Genomic DNA, 16281 nt, shown 5'->3' with positions numbered 1-16281 from the left:
GCGCAAGGCGGGGGGGCGGGCGCGGCGCCGTCGGCCGCGCGCCCGCCGCCGAGGAAGGCGGCGGCGACGGGGTCGACACGGTTCTCGCCGGGGCCGCTGCGGGCGGGGCGCCCGCGTTGCGCTCGGAAAGGCCCTCGAGCTTTCCGAGCGCCCGCTCGACACGCGCGTTCAGGTCCGCGACGCGATGATCGACGGGGTCGGTTGCCGCGCGCGCGACGGGCCGATCGACGACGCGGGCCTCCAGGCTGCGAAGCTCGCGATTGATCGCCTCGACCTCTCCGACGACGCGCGAGCGCGTGCTCTCGGCCGTCTGCGTCGCGTCCACAGCGAGGCGGTCGACGGCGCGCGCAACCTCATCGAGCCGGCGGAGAAGGGCTGCCTCGGACTCGGCGACGCGGCCTTCCGCTCGCCGCGCCGCGTCCTCGACGCGCTCGAGGCGCTTCTCCATGGAGTCGTCCCGCGCCTCGAGGCGGCGGCCGAGGGCCGCCTCGAGCGCATCGAAACGCGCGCCGAGGGCCGCGACGTCGCGCGCGAGCTCGCGCGCCTCGAGGGCGTCGTCGTCGAGCCGCGCGAGGATTGCGCCCTCCATGTCGCGCGCGAGGGCCTCAACGCGCTCGTCGATAAGGCGCACGTCGGCCGCGAGGCGGGTCTGCGCCCCCGCAAGCTCGGCGCGCGCCGCGGCGTCGCCTCGGGCGGCGGCCGCGACGGAGCGGTCGAGCTCCTCCATGCGGGCGACCAGGGCGTCGAGGGCGCCCGCGAGCCGATCCGCGCGCTCGCGCGCCGAGGCGAAGCCTTCCGCGACGGTCGTTGCGAGCTTTTGCACGGTCTCGGATCCGCTTTCGAGGCGAAGGCCGAGGCCGTCGAGTCGACCCTCGAGGCGCGCGACGTGGTCGGCGACCTGTCGGCTCGTGTCGGCGCCGAGCGCGAGCTTCGTCTCAAGGTTGGATTCGAGGCCGCCGAGCCGCTCGTGGATCTCGTCGAGCGCGTCCGCGGACTCGGAAGCCATCGCGCTGCGCGTTTGGGCGGCCTGGGACTCGATGGCCCTGGCGATCGCGGCCGTGTGGTCCGCGAGGCGCGCGGCCTGGACCGCTTCATGGGACGCAAGCCGCTCGGCGGTCGCCCGCGCCGCTTCCGCGGCATCCTTGAGGCGACCTTCCACGAGCGCGTCGCGGCGCTCGGCTTCCCGACGGAACGCGTCGAAGCGGACTTCGAGCGCATTCGAGGCTTCCGTGAGGCCTTCGAGCGCTTCGCGCTCGCGCGCGCCGTTCGCCGCGGCGATGCGCGCGAGGTCGTCGCGCACCGCGCGCACCTCTCCGGTGAGGCCCGAGTGGAGCGACCGGGTGTCGTTCGCGAGAGCCTCGAGCCCCCGTTCGAGCCCGGGCGCGACCGCCAGGCGTTCCTCGAGCGCGCCGAGGCGCGTGAGCAGGGCGTCGCCCCGTTCCGCGGCGCTCTTCGCGAGCGACTCGATCCGTTCCGCGAGCCGTCCGTCGCGCTCCGTCGCGCCCGTCGCGAGGGAATCGAGACGGTTCGCGAGGCGGTCGTCCGCCGCCGCGAGATAGGCGAGGTCGCGCGAGATCGCTTCGGTCGCGGCGCGGGATCGCGACGTCGCGTCATCGAGAACGGGCCTGAGCGCATCCGCGATGGCCTCGACGTCGGGAGCGCTCCGCGCGAGGTCGAGGGAGGTCGCGGTCAGGTGGCCGAGATCGGCCGCGACGCGGGCTTCGAAACCGTCGAGGCGCTCGACGAGCCGGGCCGCGGCGGCGTCGGCGGCGGCCTGGGCGCTCGCGGCGAGCCTGGATGCGGCCTCCTGGGCGATCGCGGAGGCGCTCGGCGGCTCGCGACCCGCGAGGGCCGCGACATGGTCGTCCACGCTCGCGAGCCGGTCTTCGAGCCTGCGGGACGCCGCCTCCATGACTTCCGCGAGATCGTTCGGGGTCGCCGGCGCGGGAAGGGCCGCGACGGCGGCGAGGGCGTCGCGACCGAGGTCGTCGATCGCTGCCTTGAGCGTGCTGACGCGAGCATCGAGCGCCGCTTCGAGGCGCGCTTCGCGCGTCGCCGAGGCCCTCGCCTCGTCGAGGAGCGAGGCTCGCACGGCGCCGAATCCGTCATCGACGGACGCGACGAGCTTCGCAAGCCGTTCGGCGGCTTCCGCAAGCGGGCCTTCGAGCGCGCGCCCGCGGTCCGCCGCGAGGGCGCCGTGCCGCTCCATAGCCGAAGCGACCGCGCTTTCCGTCGCCGAGAGCGTCGCGGCCATCGAGGCGAGACGCGAAGCGAGATCGTCGCGGGCCGAGGCCACGAGGGCGGCCTGCGCCTCGAGCCGCGAGACGATGGTCGCATCGAGACCGGAGGCCGCTTCTTCGATGAGGGCGTCGAGACCCCGGGTCTCCCCGAGGGTCGCTTCGAGGGTTTGGTGGATCGTCGCGAGATCGCGCGCGAGATCGTCGCGCGCTTCCGAGACCGCGCCCACGACGGATGCGTGCTCGTCGCCGAGGGCGGCTTCGAGCGCGCGGGCCTCCTCGGCCGAACTCCGCTCGAGCTCGGCGAGGCGCGCCGAGAGGGCGCTCGTCGCGGCTTCGAGATCGTCGAACCGGGAGAGAACGGCAAGATCGCCCCTTTCCAGCGCGGCCACCACGGTGTCACGGTGCTCGCGCGCGTCGCGGCCGAGCGCGTCGCGGATTTCCGCGAGGTCGCCCGAGAGGTCGCGGGCCGCCTGGATGACGGCGTCGTGGCGGTGCGCGGCCTCCGCCGCCAACCCCGCCTGGGTCGCGTGGATCCGGGCCGCCTCCTCGGCGAGGCGCGCCTGCGAGGTCGCGAGGACGTCCGAACGGCGTCCGAGGTCGGCGAGGGCCGCGAGGGCGGCATCGGCGCCTTCCCGGCTTCGCGCGTCGAAGGTTCGGCCGAGGTCTCGGAGCGCCTCAGCGAGGCGCCCTTCGAGGCCCGAAAGCGCCTCGCGCATGGCGGGGTCTCGCTCGCCGAGCCGAGCGACGTCCGCGCGCAACGCGTCGGCGCGCCCGGCGAGGGCGGCGAGGTTCTCCTCGATGCGACGGCCTCCGTCGCGTCCTTCCGCGCCGAGCCCCTCGACGGCGCGCTCGACGGTGCGGCCGAGTTCCGCGAGGGCGCCTTCGAATCGCGCCCGGTCGGCGCGGACGGCGGCTTCGATTGAGGCGAGGTTCTGGCCGAGCTCGCGCGCGAGGCGTTCGAGGCCCGCGTCCATGCGCGCCTCCGCGTCGCTGTTCCTGGCGCCGAGCTCGCCGAACGCGGCGTCGAGGTGGCGGCCGAGGCTCGCGACCGTCTTGTCGAGATGGGCGCGACCCTCCGCTTCGCGCGCGCTCGCGCGCGATTCCGCCGCCTCCGCCCCCGCGACAAGGCGGGCTTCCGCCGCTTCGAGGCGCGAGCCGAGCGTCGCGAGGAGGTCGTCGAAGCGGTCGGCGTCGCGCTTCGCGGTCTCGTCGAAACGGCGCGCAAGGGCCGCAAGCGCGTCCGCGAGCGCCATGGACGAGGCGCGATCCTGTTCGATCGCCTCGGCGAGCGCGTTTTCGAGGCCCCGGGCGCGCTCCTGTGCGCCAGCGGCCTCGTCGGCGATCCGGCTCGCGAGACTCTCGAGCGTCCTGCCGACGCTCCTTGTTTCCGCCTCGAGGGCGAGGGATGCGGACGCGATCGCGCGGCCGAGCGCCTCCCCCCCGTCGCGAGCCGATCGCGCGATCGCGTCCTCGAAGGCGCGCGCTCGGGCTTCGGAGGCGCGCTCGCGCGCCTCGAGCCTCTCTTCGAGCGCTGCAAGCGCCGCGCGGCCCGCGTCGAGACGCGTCGCGAGGGCCTCGGACGCGGCGGCGGAGCGACGCGCGCCTTCGGATGCGGCCCGCTCGAGACCCTGGGTGATGGTCGATACGGCTTGGCGGAGGTCCGTGAGGGCCGCCGTCGTTTCGCGGTCGATCGATTCGAGCTTGAGGAGCGCGGCGTTCGCCGCGGCGCGGGCCTCGGCGGTCGAAGCCTGCTGCGCCGCGCGGGCTTCGGCAAGCGCATCCGAGAGGCGCGATTCGAGGGCTTCGATGCGGTGCGACGCCTCGCGCGTAGCCTCGAGCGCCGCGCCGGCGGCCGCCTTCGCGGCCACGGATTCGGACCGTGCCTCCCCGACCCGCTCAAGGACGCGTTCGTCGGCATATTCCGCGGCGCGCTCGAGATCGGCGACGTCGCCGCGGGCCGCTGCGAGTGCCGAGAGGATCCGGTCGGCGCCCTCTCCGAGCCCTTTCGAAAGATCGGTCGCGAAGGCGGCGGCGACGTCGTCGAGCCGTCGGCCCAACGTCGCGGTCGCGTCCTCGATGCGCGCGAGGCGGTCGATCGAGGCGGCGTCGGTGGCTGTTGCGCGGGTGGACGCCTCGGCGATCCGGGAATCGACCTCCCGGAGCGTCGAGCGGATGACGGCGAGATCCTCGGCGAGGCGCGTCGAGACGGCGTCGAGCGCGCGGCGCGCGTCCTCCGAGGCGGCGCGCGAGTTGGCTTCGAGGCGCCGCTCCGTCAAATCGACGGCGGTTTCGAGGCGCTGGCCGCGCTCCTCGACTTCGCGCTCGAGGCGTCGGGCGGTCGCTTCGAGGGCGGATTCGACGCGACCGACGGTGTCCTTGACCTCGCGCTCCAGTCGTCGGGCGGTCGCTTCGAGGGCGGATTCGACGCGCTCGCCCGTTTCCCCGACCTCGCGGCCGAGTCTGCGAGCGGTGGATTCGAGGGCGGATTCGACGCGTTCGCCGGTTTCCCCGACCTCGCGCTCGAGCCGCCGCGCGGTGGACGCGAGCGCGGTTTCGACGCGGTCCCCGGTTTCCTCGACCTCGTGCTCCAGGCGCCGCGCCGTCGCCTGGACGCGTTCGAAGCCTTCCTCGACGTCCCGTTCCCGGACGTCGGCGCGGCGCGATTCGCGCGCGATCTCCTCGCTGAGCGTCGCAAGGGAGGCGTCGAGACGCTCTCCGAGCGTGGCGAGCGCGCGGGCATAGGCTTCCTTCGCGGCCTCGAGTCGGGTTTCGAAGCGCTCGGTCGCGTCCGCGGCCCGGTCGAGCCGCATCGCGATCGTCTCGTCCTGCTCGGCGGCCTCGGCCGTCGCCTGGATGAAGCCCGCGAACTCGGTCGCGAGGCTTTCGAACTGGACCTCGAGAGCCTTCACGCGGTCGCGCGCGTCCGTCTCGTCGACGCGCGCCACCACGTCGGCCATGGCGGCGTGGATCTCGCGCACGTCCGCAGCAAGACGCCCGGCGACCTCGCTCATTGCGAGGGCGTCCCGTTCCGTCGCCGTGCCTAGATCGTCGATCGCGTGCGCGACGTTGCGGCGAAGGTGATTCATGGCGCGCTCGAGGTCCGCGAGCGCGCGTTCCGGCGTGGCGTCGGATGGGAGGGGGCGCCGCAGCGCAGGACGGTAGGCCTGCACAGGAAGGGGGCCCCCTTGCGCGCTCGGCCCTTCGGACGGCGCGTTCTCGGCCGGGGAACGCCTGAAGCGGAATCCTTCGCGGCCCCACGGGGCGATTCCGAGGCCGAGCACGAGCGCGAAGGCGCCGACGGCGAGAATGACGTGACCCGTCGCGATCTGCGTCGCGACCTCCGCGACCGCGGCGGACGCGACGAGGGCGGCGCCGCGCGCGCCCGAAAGCGGCCCGTCGGTCAAGCCGCGGCCTCCGGGCGGCGCGCGAGGATGAAGGCGGTGCCCGCGAGGCCGAAGCCGGCAAGCGCGGCGCGCCAGGGCTCGCGCGCGAGTCCCCCGAGGCCGCCTTCGGCCTCGGTCGTGGTCACGATGCGCTCGGTCGTCACCCGATCGTCCCGGGCGTCCTTCGGCGCGTGGAGCACGTAGAGCGGGGCGTCGTAGCGGAACGGCCACGCGTAGCGGCTCGGCCCGGACTCCTCCCCGTGCTTCACGAGCGCGACGATGGACCACGAGAGGGGGCCGGGGCGGCCTTTCGTCTCGGAGGCCTCCGCGACCGCCCTGTCGAGGGCGGCAAGATCGAGGATCGCGGTCAATTCGAGACGCGGCGCATTGCGGACGGACGCGTCGCCGAGCGGCACTTCGAGCGTCCACCCTTCTCCGGACCGCGCCACGGCGGCGAGCGTCGCGTGGACCGCGGAGGGCGCGCCCTCGGCCCTGGACCAGGAGAAGGCGAGCTCGGCGCGCGGCGCAAGGGTCGCGAGGTAGCCCGCCTCTCCCATCGCGAGGCGCTCGCCCGTCGCCTCGCCGGTCGCGGGATCGACGAGGGGCACGCGGTAGGTCAGCTCGCCGGATTCGACGAGGCGCGTCGTGGTGGCGGCGCGCTCGACCGGGTACGGCTCCCAGGCGGCTTCGACGCTCATCGCGAGGCCGAGGGCGAAGGCCGCGAGGACGAATCCCGCAAGGAGGGTCCTGGGGGAGAGGGACGCGAAGCGGGCCTCGAGCGCGCGGACGTTCATGGACCAACCACGAGCAGGGGATGGCCTCCCCTTGCCGGTCCGATTCCGCGGGCCCGGGTCATCGCGGTTTCGGAGCGTCCGAAGGCCCGTTCTTCCCGTTTCGGGCCTCCCGCCGACCCGCCGGCTCCGCGAATCGGGAGCACCGGAGGGTCAGGTTCGGAAGCGCGGCGTAGAACACGAGAGTCCGGGCGTCGGCGAGGACGCGCGTCCTCCCGTCGGCGGCCGCGCGAACGACGTCCTCGACCTCGGGGACGTCGACGATGGGTGTCCCGAAACGGATGGGATCGATCGCGGCCAGGGAGGTCGTGATCCAGTCGGCGTGCTCCTCGCAGGCCCGCAGGAAGGCCGCTTCGCGGGGGGTGCGGCCCCGCGCGGGATCGGACTCGTTCGCGACCACGGAGGCGACGAGACCGGCGACACCGAGGACCGCGAGCGCGAGGGCGGGCAGGTTGCCGAAGACGCCCGCCCACCCTGCGGGCTTCGCGAGACGGAAGGAGGTCGCCTCCACGTGGGACTTGGACCAGGTCGCCTGAGCCGCGTTGGGAAGCACGATGCGCGGGTCCTGGACGGTCACGGGCATCCTGTAGACGGCCTTTCCGGAGCGATGCGCGGCGTCGGTCGCCACGGCATACGCCACGGTCGCCTCGATGGAGACGTTGATCTTCCCCTCGCCCGGGGGCATCGTCACCGCGAGGCTTCTCAGCTCCGAGACGAGGAAATCGAGGTCCACGACGCCCGCGAGATCGACGCGAGCGCCCGCGGAAACGGCGTCGTCGAGCGGGTGGACGACGTCCCAATAGGCGCGCCCGTCCTTCGCGTCCGCCCGGAACCTCAAGGCGAGGGAGGCGTGCGCGAGGCCGTCCACGCCCGAAGGGGCCGCGGCCTCCCACCGGAAGGTCACGGGGACATGCGAGCTCACGGTGCGATAGTATGCGGGCTCGCCCATCGGAAGCACCGTGCCGTTCGGCCACAGCGTGTCGTTGCGCGTCACGGGCACCGTGTAGACGAAGGAAGCGCGCTCCGTCCAGAGCTCCCGTTCCTCGACGACGCGCGTGGAGGTTTCCGCCTGGAAGCTCTGCTGCGCAAGCAGGACGCCGACGACGAGCATCGCCGCCGCCACGGCGCTTGCCGCGGGGCCATGGTCGCGCAGGAGGCGGAGGATCGCGCTCATGGAGGTCACTCGAAGGTGATGCGCATGGTGTAGCGCGTGCGTTCGGAATCCAGCCAATCGGGGTGCGAAGCCTCGACGTCCCAGTAGATGAAGTGCGTCTCACCCGAGCATGCCGGGCAATCCACGAGCTTCGCGGTGAGCGTCGCGGCGTTTCCGACCGCGATCTCGCTGGCGGTCGTCATCGGCCCGGAGGCGACGGGGGTCACGCCGGCGAACGAGTATTCGAGCACCTTGCTTCCCGCATCCTCGGCGAGCGTCACGGTGTAGGTCTGCGCCGCCGCGCCCTTGTTCGTGAGCGTGAAACCGCATTCCCCGCCCGCAAGGAGCACGCTCGGACAGCGTCCGCCCGAGATCGCGTTGTATGCCGACGCGTCCGTGACCACGGCCGCGGTCACGTCGCGCGGCGATTCCGAGAAGGCGTCGAAGGCCGCGGAGGGGGCGACGCTCGCGATGCCGAGGGCGGCAAGCGCAAGCCAGAGCGCGATTGCGGCGCGCGCCCGTCGCCTCATGCGGCCTCCCATCCGAACTCGCGACCGACGGGCCGGTTCCAGACGCCGAGCGCGCGGACCCAGGCGGCGCCCGCGGCGGCGAAAAGCGACGCGAGCGCGAAGTAGGGCGAACCGGGGAACGTGTCGTGCATGGCGCGCGTCAAAAATTCCGGGAAGGCTGCGGGATACCGGTACACGAGCACGGTTTCCTCCTGGAGGCCGACGCGTTCACCGGCGACGAGCTGATAGGGCATCTCCACCCGGGTCCAGGGCGGAACGTGCCTCGTCCCCATCGGGGCGACGATGCCGGGCGATCCGGCCTCGAGGATGGCCGTCGTCGGGAGGAAACCGAGGCTTCCGAGCGAGACCTTGCGATCGAGGACCTGGCCCTGCGCGCCCGCCCGGATGCCGTCGCCCGACGAGGGATCCGCGACGACAACGACATGCGTGGGCACTTCGCGGCGCGCCGAGGCGGCCCCGTAGGCCGTCGCGGCGAGGAGGACCACGAAAAGCCCGATCGCCACATGCTTGCCCAAAATTCCGTACGGGAAGAGGCGGCTGAGCGCGCGCTCGAGCCGAGGCGAGCGGTCGCGACGCTCGGGCAGACGCGATCCGCCCCAGACGAAGGCGAAAGCCGCGACCGCGCCGACGGCCACGAACGCGCCGGCCGCGAGGTTGCGCGCCCCGCCCGCCGCATTCTCGATCCTCACCCACGCGATGGTCGCCTCGACGACGGCGACGCCGAACCCCTCGACGAGAACGGGTTTCCCGTCGACCGTCACGACGCGCCCCATCACGCGGTCGGCCGTGACGGCGACCTCGCCCCCGACCTGGTCGATCTCGGGATTGGCATCCCCCTGCGTGTACCAGCCGTTGCGGGCGTCGCCCCCGACGATGCGGTGGACGCTCGGACCGCCGCGCGTCGTCGACTGGAAGACGATGATGTCCCCGACCTGGAGATGCGACGGCCACGGTTCGACGAAGAAGCCGTCGAACGTCTTGATCGTCGGCTCCATCGACCCGGAAGAGGCGTACGAGAAGACCGGCCGTCCCGTCACGATGGGGAGGGCGATCGCGGCGAAGAGGATCCAGCTTGCGATCGCGAGAACGACGCGCGCCGGGGATTTCTTCTTCGCCATGCGGTCGTATCCTCCCCCCGGTCTCGAACGGGCGGCGCTCGGGGGCGCGCCGCCCGGGAACCCGATCAGGCGGAGCTGCGGGCTTCGATGTCCATCGTCTTGGAGATGGCGGTGCCCGCGTTGACGCCCGTCGAGTCGATCTTGAAGCCGATGTAGCGGACGCCGCCCGGCGCGAGGTTCGTGATGTCCTTGCGCTGCTCGTAGCCGGGGCTGTCGTCCGTGGTCATGGTGTTCGCGGCCGTGGCGATGTTGATCGTGATGACGGTATCCGTCATGTTGAGCCACAGATGCGAGAGCGTCTTCGTGCCCTTGTTCGTGATCTTGATCACGTCGTGGAAGTAGTACTGGGCGTCCTTGTTGACGCCGGTCCCGCCGGCCGCGCCTTCACAGCTCGTGCCGCCGTCCCAGGTGATGTCGACGCGGCCGTTCGTGTAGGCCACGTAGCAGTCGTACTCGGTGTCGACCGTTTCGATCGAGATGTAGGCATCGGTATCCGAGACCACGTTCGCGACGACGGCGCGAGGGTCGAGGGTCGCCCAGTTGAAGGCCGAGGCGGCGAAGACGCTCGCGGCGGCGAGCGTCACGAGCGCGAAGGTCTGGAAGGAGGTCCTCATGGTTTCACGACCACCGTTCGGGCGGACGACCCCTCTCGGCGATCCGCGGTGATGTCGGTTTCGCATCCGGCCGAAGGGCCCCTCGCCCCTCGGTCCCCTGGGTCAGTCGAGGCGCGCGGTGAATCGCAGGGCCCCCGTGACGGACCCGCCCGCGAGGGAGCCGCCGTGGAGGCCCACGCCCACGAAGAGGTCGTGACCCGCCGCAAGCGACATGGCCCCTGAGGACGCGGAATAGAGGCCGGTCGTCATCTGCCCCGGGTCGGCATGGCGGCCGACGGTGACGGCGGAGCCCCCAGCCGACGTCGTCGTGGCGTTGACCCAGACCAGGATGGGCTTGGTGCCCTTGTTCGTGACGACGAGGAGATCGTGGAACCAGTAGGTCGTCCGGTTGCCCGCGTCCGCGTCGCTTCCGGGATTCATTCCCGTTCCGCCTCCCGACATACAGTCCGAGAACGCGATTGCGATGATCCCGCCGCTCGTCGTCACGACGCACGCGTGGGGATTCGGAGCGTAAGCCGCGATCGAAAGGTAGGCCGCCGCGTCGCCCACGACCTCGACACCGATCGCGCGCGGGGCCGCCTCGGCCCGGTTGAACGCGTCCGCCGCGAGCACGCCCGCCGCGGGGAACGCGAGCGCCAGGACGAGAACCACGAAGCGCATGGCTTGACGGACCGGCCCGTCCTCGGCCGCGCCGGGGCAAGAAGGGCGCGCAGGGGCCGATGGGGCCCAGGGCCGATTCCGCCGTGAAAGCCTTGATGCCTCGGCGGGCCCTGGAGCGCGCGTGGAGGGCCGCGTCGTCAGCGTGCACGGCAAGCCTCTCGTCGCGGGCGAGCACGGCATCCGCAAGCCCGCGCTCGACGAGGCCCGCATCCGGGTCTCGGGCGTCGAAGGCGACAGCAACGGGCACCGCGCGCGCAAGAGGAACAACGATCCTGACCAGGCCGTGCTGCTCCTTGCTCAAGAGGCGCTCGCGGCGCTCGCGGAGGAGGGGTGGCCCGTCGCCGCCGGTGACCTTGGCGAGAACGTGCTCACGGAAGGGCTTCCCCTCGTGCTCGAGCCCGGGCGTCGCCTCGCGGTGGGAACGGCCATCCTCGAGGTCACGAAGCGGTGCGAGCCGTGCACGTACCTCTATGACCTCCCCTACGTCGGCGCCTCGCGGGGCCCGGCGTTCCTGAAGACGCTCGTCGGCCGCCGTGGATGGTATGCGCGCGTCGTCGCGGAAGGCGTCGCGCGACCCGGCGATCCGATCACGGGGCCTTGAACGGTCCCGCACACCCCCCAAGCCCAAGCCTTCAAGTGGGACATGGACGCTCGCCCGGACGTGATCCAGGAAGCGGTCGTCTCGCTCCTCGACGGCCTGCCCCCGTGGTTGAGCGTCCTCCTGCTTGCCGCGGTTCCGGTCGTCGAGCTGCGTGGCAGCATCCCCCTCGGGCTCCTCTACTACAAGATGCCGCTCCACGAGGTCGTGTTCCTGAGCATCGTGGGCAACCTCCTGCCGGTGTACTTCCTCCTGCGCTTCCTGGGACCCGTCGAGCGCTTCCTCAGGCGCTGGAAGTTCTGGGACGCGTTCTTCACGAAGCTCTTCGACCGCACCGTCCGCAAGCTCGACCAGCAGATCAAGCGCTACGAGGCCTACGCGCTCACGATCTTCGTCGGGATCCCGCTCCCGGTGACCGGCGCGTGGACCGGCACCGCGGCCGCGCACGCCTTCGGCCTCAACCTCCGGACGAGCTTCACCGCGATCGCCTTCGGCGTCGTCATGGCGGCGGCGATCGTGACCGCGATCGTCGTGAGCGGGCAGGCCTTGTGGCTCCTCGCCTGATCAGCGCTCGTACATGCGCGCGGCTTCCGTGAATCCCGCGACGCTTCCTGCGTCGAGCCCCGGGAAGACCTCCACCTTGAGCAGGCGCGGCTCGACGAGCTCGACGAGCGCGACGCCCTCCACGCGTTCTTGATTGACGGCCGCGGGTCGCGCCGCCACCCGGTCCATGAGCCACCCCTCGCCCGGGCGGTCGAGGTCGACGTGCGAATACCTCACGAGCTCGAGCTTGAGGACGCCGCTTCCGGCTTCGACCCCGGCGGGGTCGGGACCGTTCCCTTTCACGCCGAACTGGCGCGCCTCGCCCGCGAAGTCGCCGATCGAGAAGCGGATCTGGGTCGGATCGATGTGATCATAGACGATCGCGAGATGGCCGGTCCAGTATCGCGCCGGATCGACTCCCGCGTATCCATTCGTCGCGACCCTGAACCAGTTTCCCACGAGGCGTCCTTCGACGTCGTAGTCGATGCGGCCCGCGCGCGGCTCCGCCATGCGCACGAGCTTCGCAAGAAGGAGGGCGCGCGTCTCGTTCTCGAAGTGCGGGAACGGGTCGACGGTGTGGACCTTCCAGGGTTCCCGATCGTAGAGCGAGGGCGTGAGGAATCCGGGAAGGACCACCCGCTCGTCGTAGACGCCGAAGTCGAGCGTCTGCCCGCCGATGCGGCCCACGACGGTTCCCGCCGCGACGGGAATCGCGAGCCCGCCGCGTCGCGTCGCGTTCTCGCGCCACGCGCGTTCGAGGTCGGGGGCAAGCGAGGTCACGAGATCGAGATAGCTCGTCAAGCCGCACGCGTGCTCGAGAACGATCCGGTACTCGCTCACGTTGCCCTGCCCCTGGCCATCGACCGGGCGGTCGCGGTGCGCGATGTCGACGATGAACGCGTCCCCGATCGCGAAGACCTCGTACGCGTCGCGCGGGGACCGGGGATCCGCGGGCGAGAAATACATGTGGTCGATCGGGGTGACGTGCGCTCCCGCGAGGTGACCGTAGGGGATGAGCGTCGCGAAATCCTCGATCCGCATCGGGGGATGCGTGAAGGACACGGGCCGTTCGCGACAGGTCGGTCGCGACGGCGGCCGCTCGCGGTCGGGCGCGTCCTCGCGCTTCCCGTCGTGGGTCGGCGCGCTCGGGCGGACCGGGACGTCCTCGGCGTCGCGGGACGCGCCGGGCGTCGTCGGCGCGGCGCCGAAGCATCCCGAAAGGAGGAGGGTCGCCACGAGCATCGTCGCGAGGCCGCTTCGCATGGGTGACCGTCGGTCACGCTCCGCTATAAGGGCGGCAGGAAGTCCCTTTGAAGCGGTTTCGACGGACGTTCCACAAGACCCTTCCGACGACCCGGGCGCGGCCGGCGCGTGTCCTTGCGGATCCTTCCCGTCGCGCTCGCGCTCCTCCTTCTTGCGGCCGCCTCCGCCCGGGGGGAGACGCCGGCGTCGACCGCGATCCGGCCCGACGGTTCGAGCGGCGCCGCCGCGCTCGAGGCGCCGGGATCCCCTGGCGAACCGGTCGCGGTCCGCGTTGCCGCAGGCCTCAACGCGGCGACGAACCTCGCCTTCGGCCCGGACGGGACGCTTTACTTCGGCGAGTGGAAGACGGGCGCCGTCTATCCCATCGGTCCCGACGGGCGACCCGTCCGCTACGGCACTCCCGTCATCGACGTCGGCGAACCCGCCTGGGGGAACGAGCGGGGTTTCATCGGCCTCGCGGTGGGGCCCGACGGAGAATTCTACACGTTCACGACATACGCGAAACCGGGCGGCGGCTGGTTCAACCGCCTCTCGCGCTGGGACGCCGGCGTCGAGACGCCGCTTCTTGACAACCTGGACGCGGGCGACTGGCACAACGCGGGGCGGATCCAGGTCGACGCGCGCGACGGCACGCTCTGGGTCGCCTACGGGGACGTCAACAAATACGCCGTCGCGCAGGATCCCACGGATCTGCGCGGCAGCATCCTCCACATGACGCGCGACGCGAAGCCCGTTGCGGGCAACGTCGCGGCCGATTCGCTCGTGTGGAGCTACGGACACCGACAACCCTTCGGCTTCGCCGTCGATCCCGTCTCCGGGCGGGTGATGGTCGCGGAGAACATGGACAAGAAGAACGACGAGGTCTCACTCGTCGCGCCAGGCGGCAACCACGGCTGGCCGCTTTGCGAAGGTCCCTGCGTCCCCGCGCGCGACGGCTTCATCGATCCCGTGCTCTATTATCCCGAGACCATCGGGCCGACGAGCGGCGCATATCTCGGGGGGCACTTCTATTTCGGGGACTTCAATCACGGGCAGGTCCACCGCGTCCACCGCGGCGCCGACGGCGGCTGGGCCGACGAGATCGTCTACAAGCATCCGCGCGCGCCGATCCTCGACCTGAAGCCGGGGCCCGAAGGCAACACGCTCTACTTCTCGACGTGGAGCGACATCTGGAAGCTCACGTTCCCAAACGTCGTTCCCACGAACGGTACGGACCCGTTCCCGAACGCGACGCGGCCGCCGCCGAACGGGACGTTCGGTCCCCCGACGGGACCGACGGGGCCGAGCGACGGACCGGCCCCGCGACCGACGCCCGCCTGGGGCGCGATCGGGGTCGTCGCGACGTTCGCGCTCGCCGGCCTCGCTCGCCGCCTCCCCCGCTGAAGCCCGCCCGGGCGAGGCCCCGCCGGTCCTCGATAATCTCAAGCCCATCCGCGACCCATGGTGGACGGGCCGAACCCCGCGCGGCCCAGGCTGAAAACGTGCTCCGTGTGCCCACCCGTCTCGGACCGAGCAGCATCCATGGGCTCGGCATCTTCGCGGTCGAACGCATCCCCGCCGGCACCGTCGTCTGGGACTTCGACCCGCCCATCGACCAGCGCATCCGCGTCGACGACCTCGCGAAGCAGCCCGATCACGTGCAACGCTACGCCGCGGTCTATGGCTATCGCGAAGGAGAATGGATCGTCCTTTGCGGCGACGATGCGCGCTTCATGAACCACTCGAAGAAGCCGAACTGCCAGAGCCACGCGGGCGCGACGATCGCGCGGCGCGACATCGAGCCCGGCGAGGAGCTCACCGACGACTACGAGACGTTCGATGCGGACTGGGAGAAGTACCGCGACTCGATGAGAGGCTAGCTCGCACGCGCGCGGCCCTCAACGCCATTCGGGTAGCCACGCGCGGAGCTCCACGTTGTAGGCGTTGACGCCTTCGTCTCCCGCGATCGTGACGACGTCGAAGGTCGACGCGAGCCGGGCGACGTGCCTTGCGCCCGTCGCGCTCGTCCATTCCAGCGAGGCGACGACGAGATGCGCGCCGAAGAACGCCGTGTTCGGGACGCGGATCTGGTAGACGCTCCTCCCCTGGGGGAGCGCCGACACCTGGCGCTCCCACGACGGCGCGGGAACGGGGGCGGTTTCGACCTCGTGCGGTCGAACGGCGATCACCCGGCCGTCCGCGGTCGCGACGAGGATGACGGCGTCCCCCGCTCCCGAGAGCGCATCCCGCGCGAGGGCGTGCGCCATCGCGGTCGCGTTCACCGTCGGCGCGAGCGGCACCGACCACGCAAGACCGCCGCCGCCGACGGCGCCCGTGAGGTTCACGAGCGAGCGCTCTCCCGTCCAGCTTTCGATGACGGCGGCGAGCGCGAGCTTCGACGAACCGGGCGCGCGCGGCATCCCGTCGCTCGAGGGGGTCCACCAGTGGAGCGCGCGGGCGCTCGAAGCCGGACTCGCGCGACCGCAGGCGTCGCGGACCTGGGGGCTCAGCTGGTATTGCCGTGGCGGCGCGGCGCACGCCTGGGCGGGCGAGGCTTCGTGGAGGAGATCGTCGAGACGGAGGTCGTGGTCGACCCCGCCCGTCGCGCCGCGCACGACCCGCAGGTGACCGCGGTCCGTCGCGAGCGCGACGAGCTCGCCCCGCGCGACGTCGCGCGCGGCGTGCGCGGCCGTGACGCGCGCCATCTCGCCCGCGGGCTTCGCGACCGTCCACGCCGGCGCGCCGTCGGCCGCATCCCAGGCCGCGACGGCGCCATCGACCCCGACGATGACGACGCGGTCCCGCGGGGCGGCGGGCGGCGCGGGCGGGGCGGGGTCGGCCGCGTAGCCGAGGAGCCGGATGCGCGGCTCGGCGAAGGCGCTCGCGACGCCGGCCTCCGCCGCTTGCCACCAGAGCGTCGCGCCCGTCGTGGCCTCGTGCGCCGTGACGTGGCCGTCGCTCCACGCCGCAAGGACGCCCTCGAAGGCGTCCGCGCCGACGCGGTCCGCGGCGACGAGGCCGACGAGGTACGGCGTCCCGGACGGTCCGCGCTCGAGGCGCCACGCTTCGGCCCCCGTGGAGGGATCGAGCCGCGCGAAGGCGCCGCCCGACCCGACGTAGAGCGCCCGGACGGGCGGGGACGCGATCGCCGAGGGGCCGCCGCCGAGCGTGGCGACGAACGCGAACGCGCGGTCTTCGTATCGGCTCGCGACCGAGGGCGGCGCGAACCCCGTCTCGGCGCTCCACGCGAGGGCCCCGTCCGCCCGAACGGCCTCCACGAGCCCTGCCGCGTCGATCGAGAAGGCGAGAACGCGCGAAGGATCGGCGGCCGATGCGCCGGTCGCGAGCGCGAGGCGCGGCGCGGCCGCGGTGCGGTTCCACGCGCTCGATCCCGCCGCGGGCGGAGGGG

13 protein-coding genes are annotated in these 16281 nt (G+C 72.4%); 4 read left to right on the top strand and 9 right to left on the bottom strand.

Annotation, left to right across the window (positions count from 1 at the left end):
• The 7 genes from VM889_00065 to VM889_00035 all read right to left on the bottom strand — a co-directional run.
• Positions 1 to 5644 (bottom strand): hypothetical protein (locus tag VM889_00065; GenBank protein ID HVL46932.1); only part of this gene is annotated, 5644 nt, incomplete at its 3' end.
• Positions 5641 to 6417: a hypothetical protein gene (locus VM889_00060; protein HVL46931.1), complete on the bottom strand. Its 777-nt coding sequence runs from the start codon at positions 6415 to 6417 to the stop codon at positions 5641 to 5643. The genes VM889_00065 and VM889_00060, both read right to left, overlap by 4 nt.
• A 58-nt stretch (positions 6418 to 6475) precedes the next feature.
• Positions 6476 to 7588 (bottom strand): DUF5305 family protein, encoded by a 1113-nt coding sequence (locus VM889_00055; GenBank protein ID HVL46930.1) that lies wholly within the window; start codon positions 7586 to 7588, stop codon positions 6476 to 6478.
• Positions 7589 to 7593: 5 nt separating this feature from the next.
• A complete protein-coding gene (locus tag VM889_00050; GenBank protein ID HVL46929.1) occupies positions 7594 to 8097 on the bottom strand; it encodes a hypothetical protein in 504 nt (167 codons plus the stop codon).
• Positions 8094 to 9215, bottom strand: coding sequence for a S26 family signal peptidase (locus VM889_00045; protein HVL46928.1), 1122 nt, complete (start codon positions 9213 to 9215; stop codon positions 8094 to 8096). Before VM889_00045 ends, VM889_00050 begins: the two co-directional genes overlap by 4 nt.
• Before the next feature lie 65 nt (positions 9216 to 9280).
• Entirely contained in the window at positions 9281 to 9829 is a 549-nt protein-coding gene (locus tag VM889_00040) for a DUF1102 domain-containing protein (protein HVL46927.1), read from the bottom strand.
• A 102-nt stretch (positions 9830 to 9931) separates the two neighbouring features.
• Positions 9932 to 10489, bottom strand: coding sequence for a hypothetical protein (locus VM889_00035; GenBank protein ID HVL46926.1), 558 nt, complete (start codon positions 10487 to 10489; stop codon positions 9932 to 9934).
• 121 nt (positions 10490 to 10610) lie between these two features.
• Between VM889_00035 and VM889_00030 the strand changes: the two genes are divergently transcribed.
• Together VM889_00030 and VM889_00025 are read left to right on the top strand one after the other, a co-directional pair.
• The gene (locus VM889_00030; protein ID HVL46925.1) at positions 10611 to 11090 is read left to right on the top strand and encodes an MOSC domain-containing protein; all 480 of its coding nucleotides are present in this window, start codon (positions 10611 to 10613) and stop codon (positions 11088 to 11090) included.
• 60 nt (positions 11091 to 11150) lie between these two features.
• Positions 11151 to 11651, top strand: a complete 501-nt coding sequence (locus VM889_00025; protein ID HVL46924.1) for a small multi-drug export protein — start codon at positions 11151 to 11153, stop codon at positions 11649 to 11651.
• On the opposite strand, the gene VM889_00020 is transcribed toward VM889_00025, so the two are convergent.
• A complete protein-coding gene (locus VM889_00020; protein ID HVL46923.1) occupies positions 11652 to 12893 on the bottom strand; it encodes a hypothetical protein in 1242 nt (413 codons plus the stop codon).
• 108 nt (positions 12894 to 13001) lie between these two features.
• On the opposite strand from VM889_00020, the gene VM889_00015 reads away from it, so the two are divergent.
• On the top strand, positions 13002 to 14276 hold the full coding sequence (locus tag VM889_00015) for a PQQ-dependent sugar dehydrogenase (GenBank protein ID HVL46922.1): 1275 nt from the start codon (positions 13002 to 13004) through the stop codon (positions 14274 to 14276).
• A gap of 98 nt (positions 14277 to 14374) precedes the next feature.
• A complete protein-coding gene (locus tag VM889_00010; protein ID HVL46921.1) occupies positions 14375 to 14752 on the top strand; it encodes an SET domain-containing protein-lysine N-methyltransferase in 378 nt (125 codons plus the stop codon).
• Between the two features lie 18 nt (positions 14753 to 14770).
• Here VM889_00010 and VM889_00005 read toward each other — a convergent pair.
• A partial coding sequence (locus VM889_00005; GenBank protein HVL46920.1) for a PQQ-binding-like beta-propeller repeat protein occupies positions 14771 to 16281 on the bottom strand: 1511 nt, incomplete at its 5' end.

This window comes from Candidatus Thermoplasmatota archaeon (assembly GCA_035540375.1).
GTDB lineage: Archaea > Thermoplasmatota > SW-10-69-26 > JACQPN01 > JAJPHT01 > DATLGO01.
The sequence above is the reverse complement of the archived record's forward strand: the minus strand, read 5'-3'. Positions and strand labels throughout refer to the sequence as shown.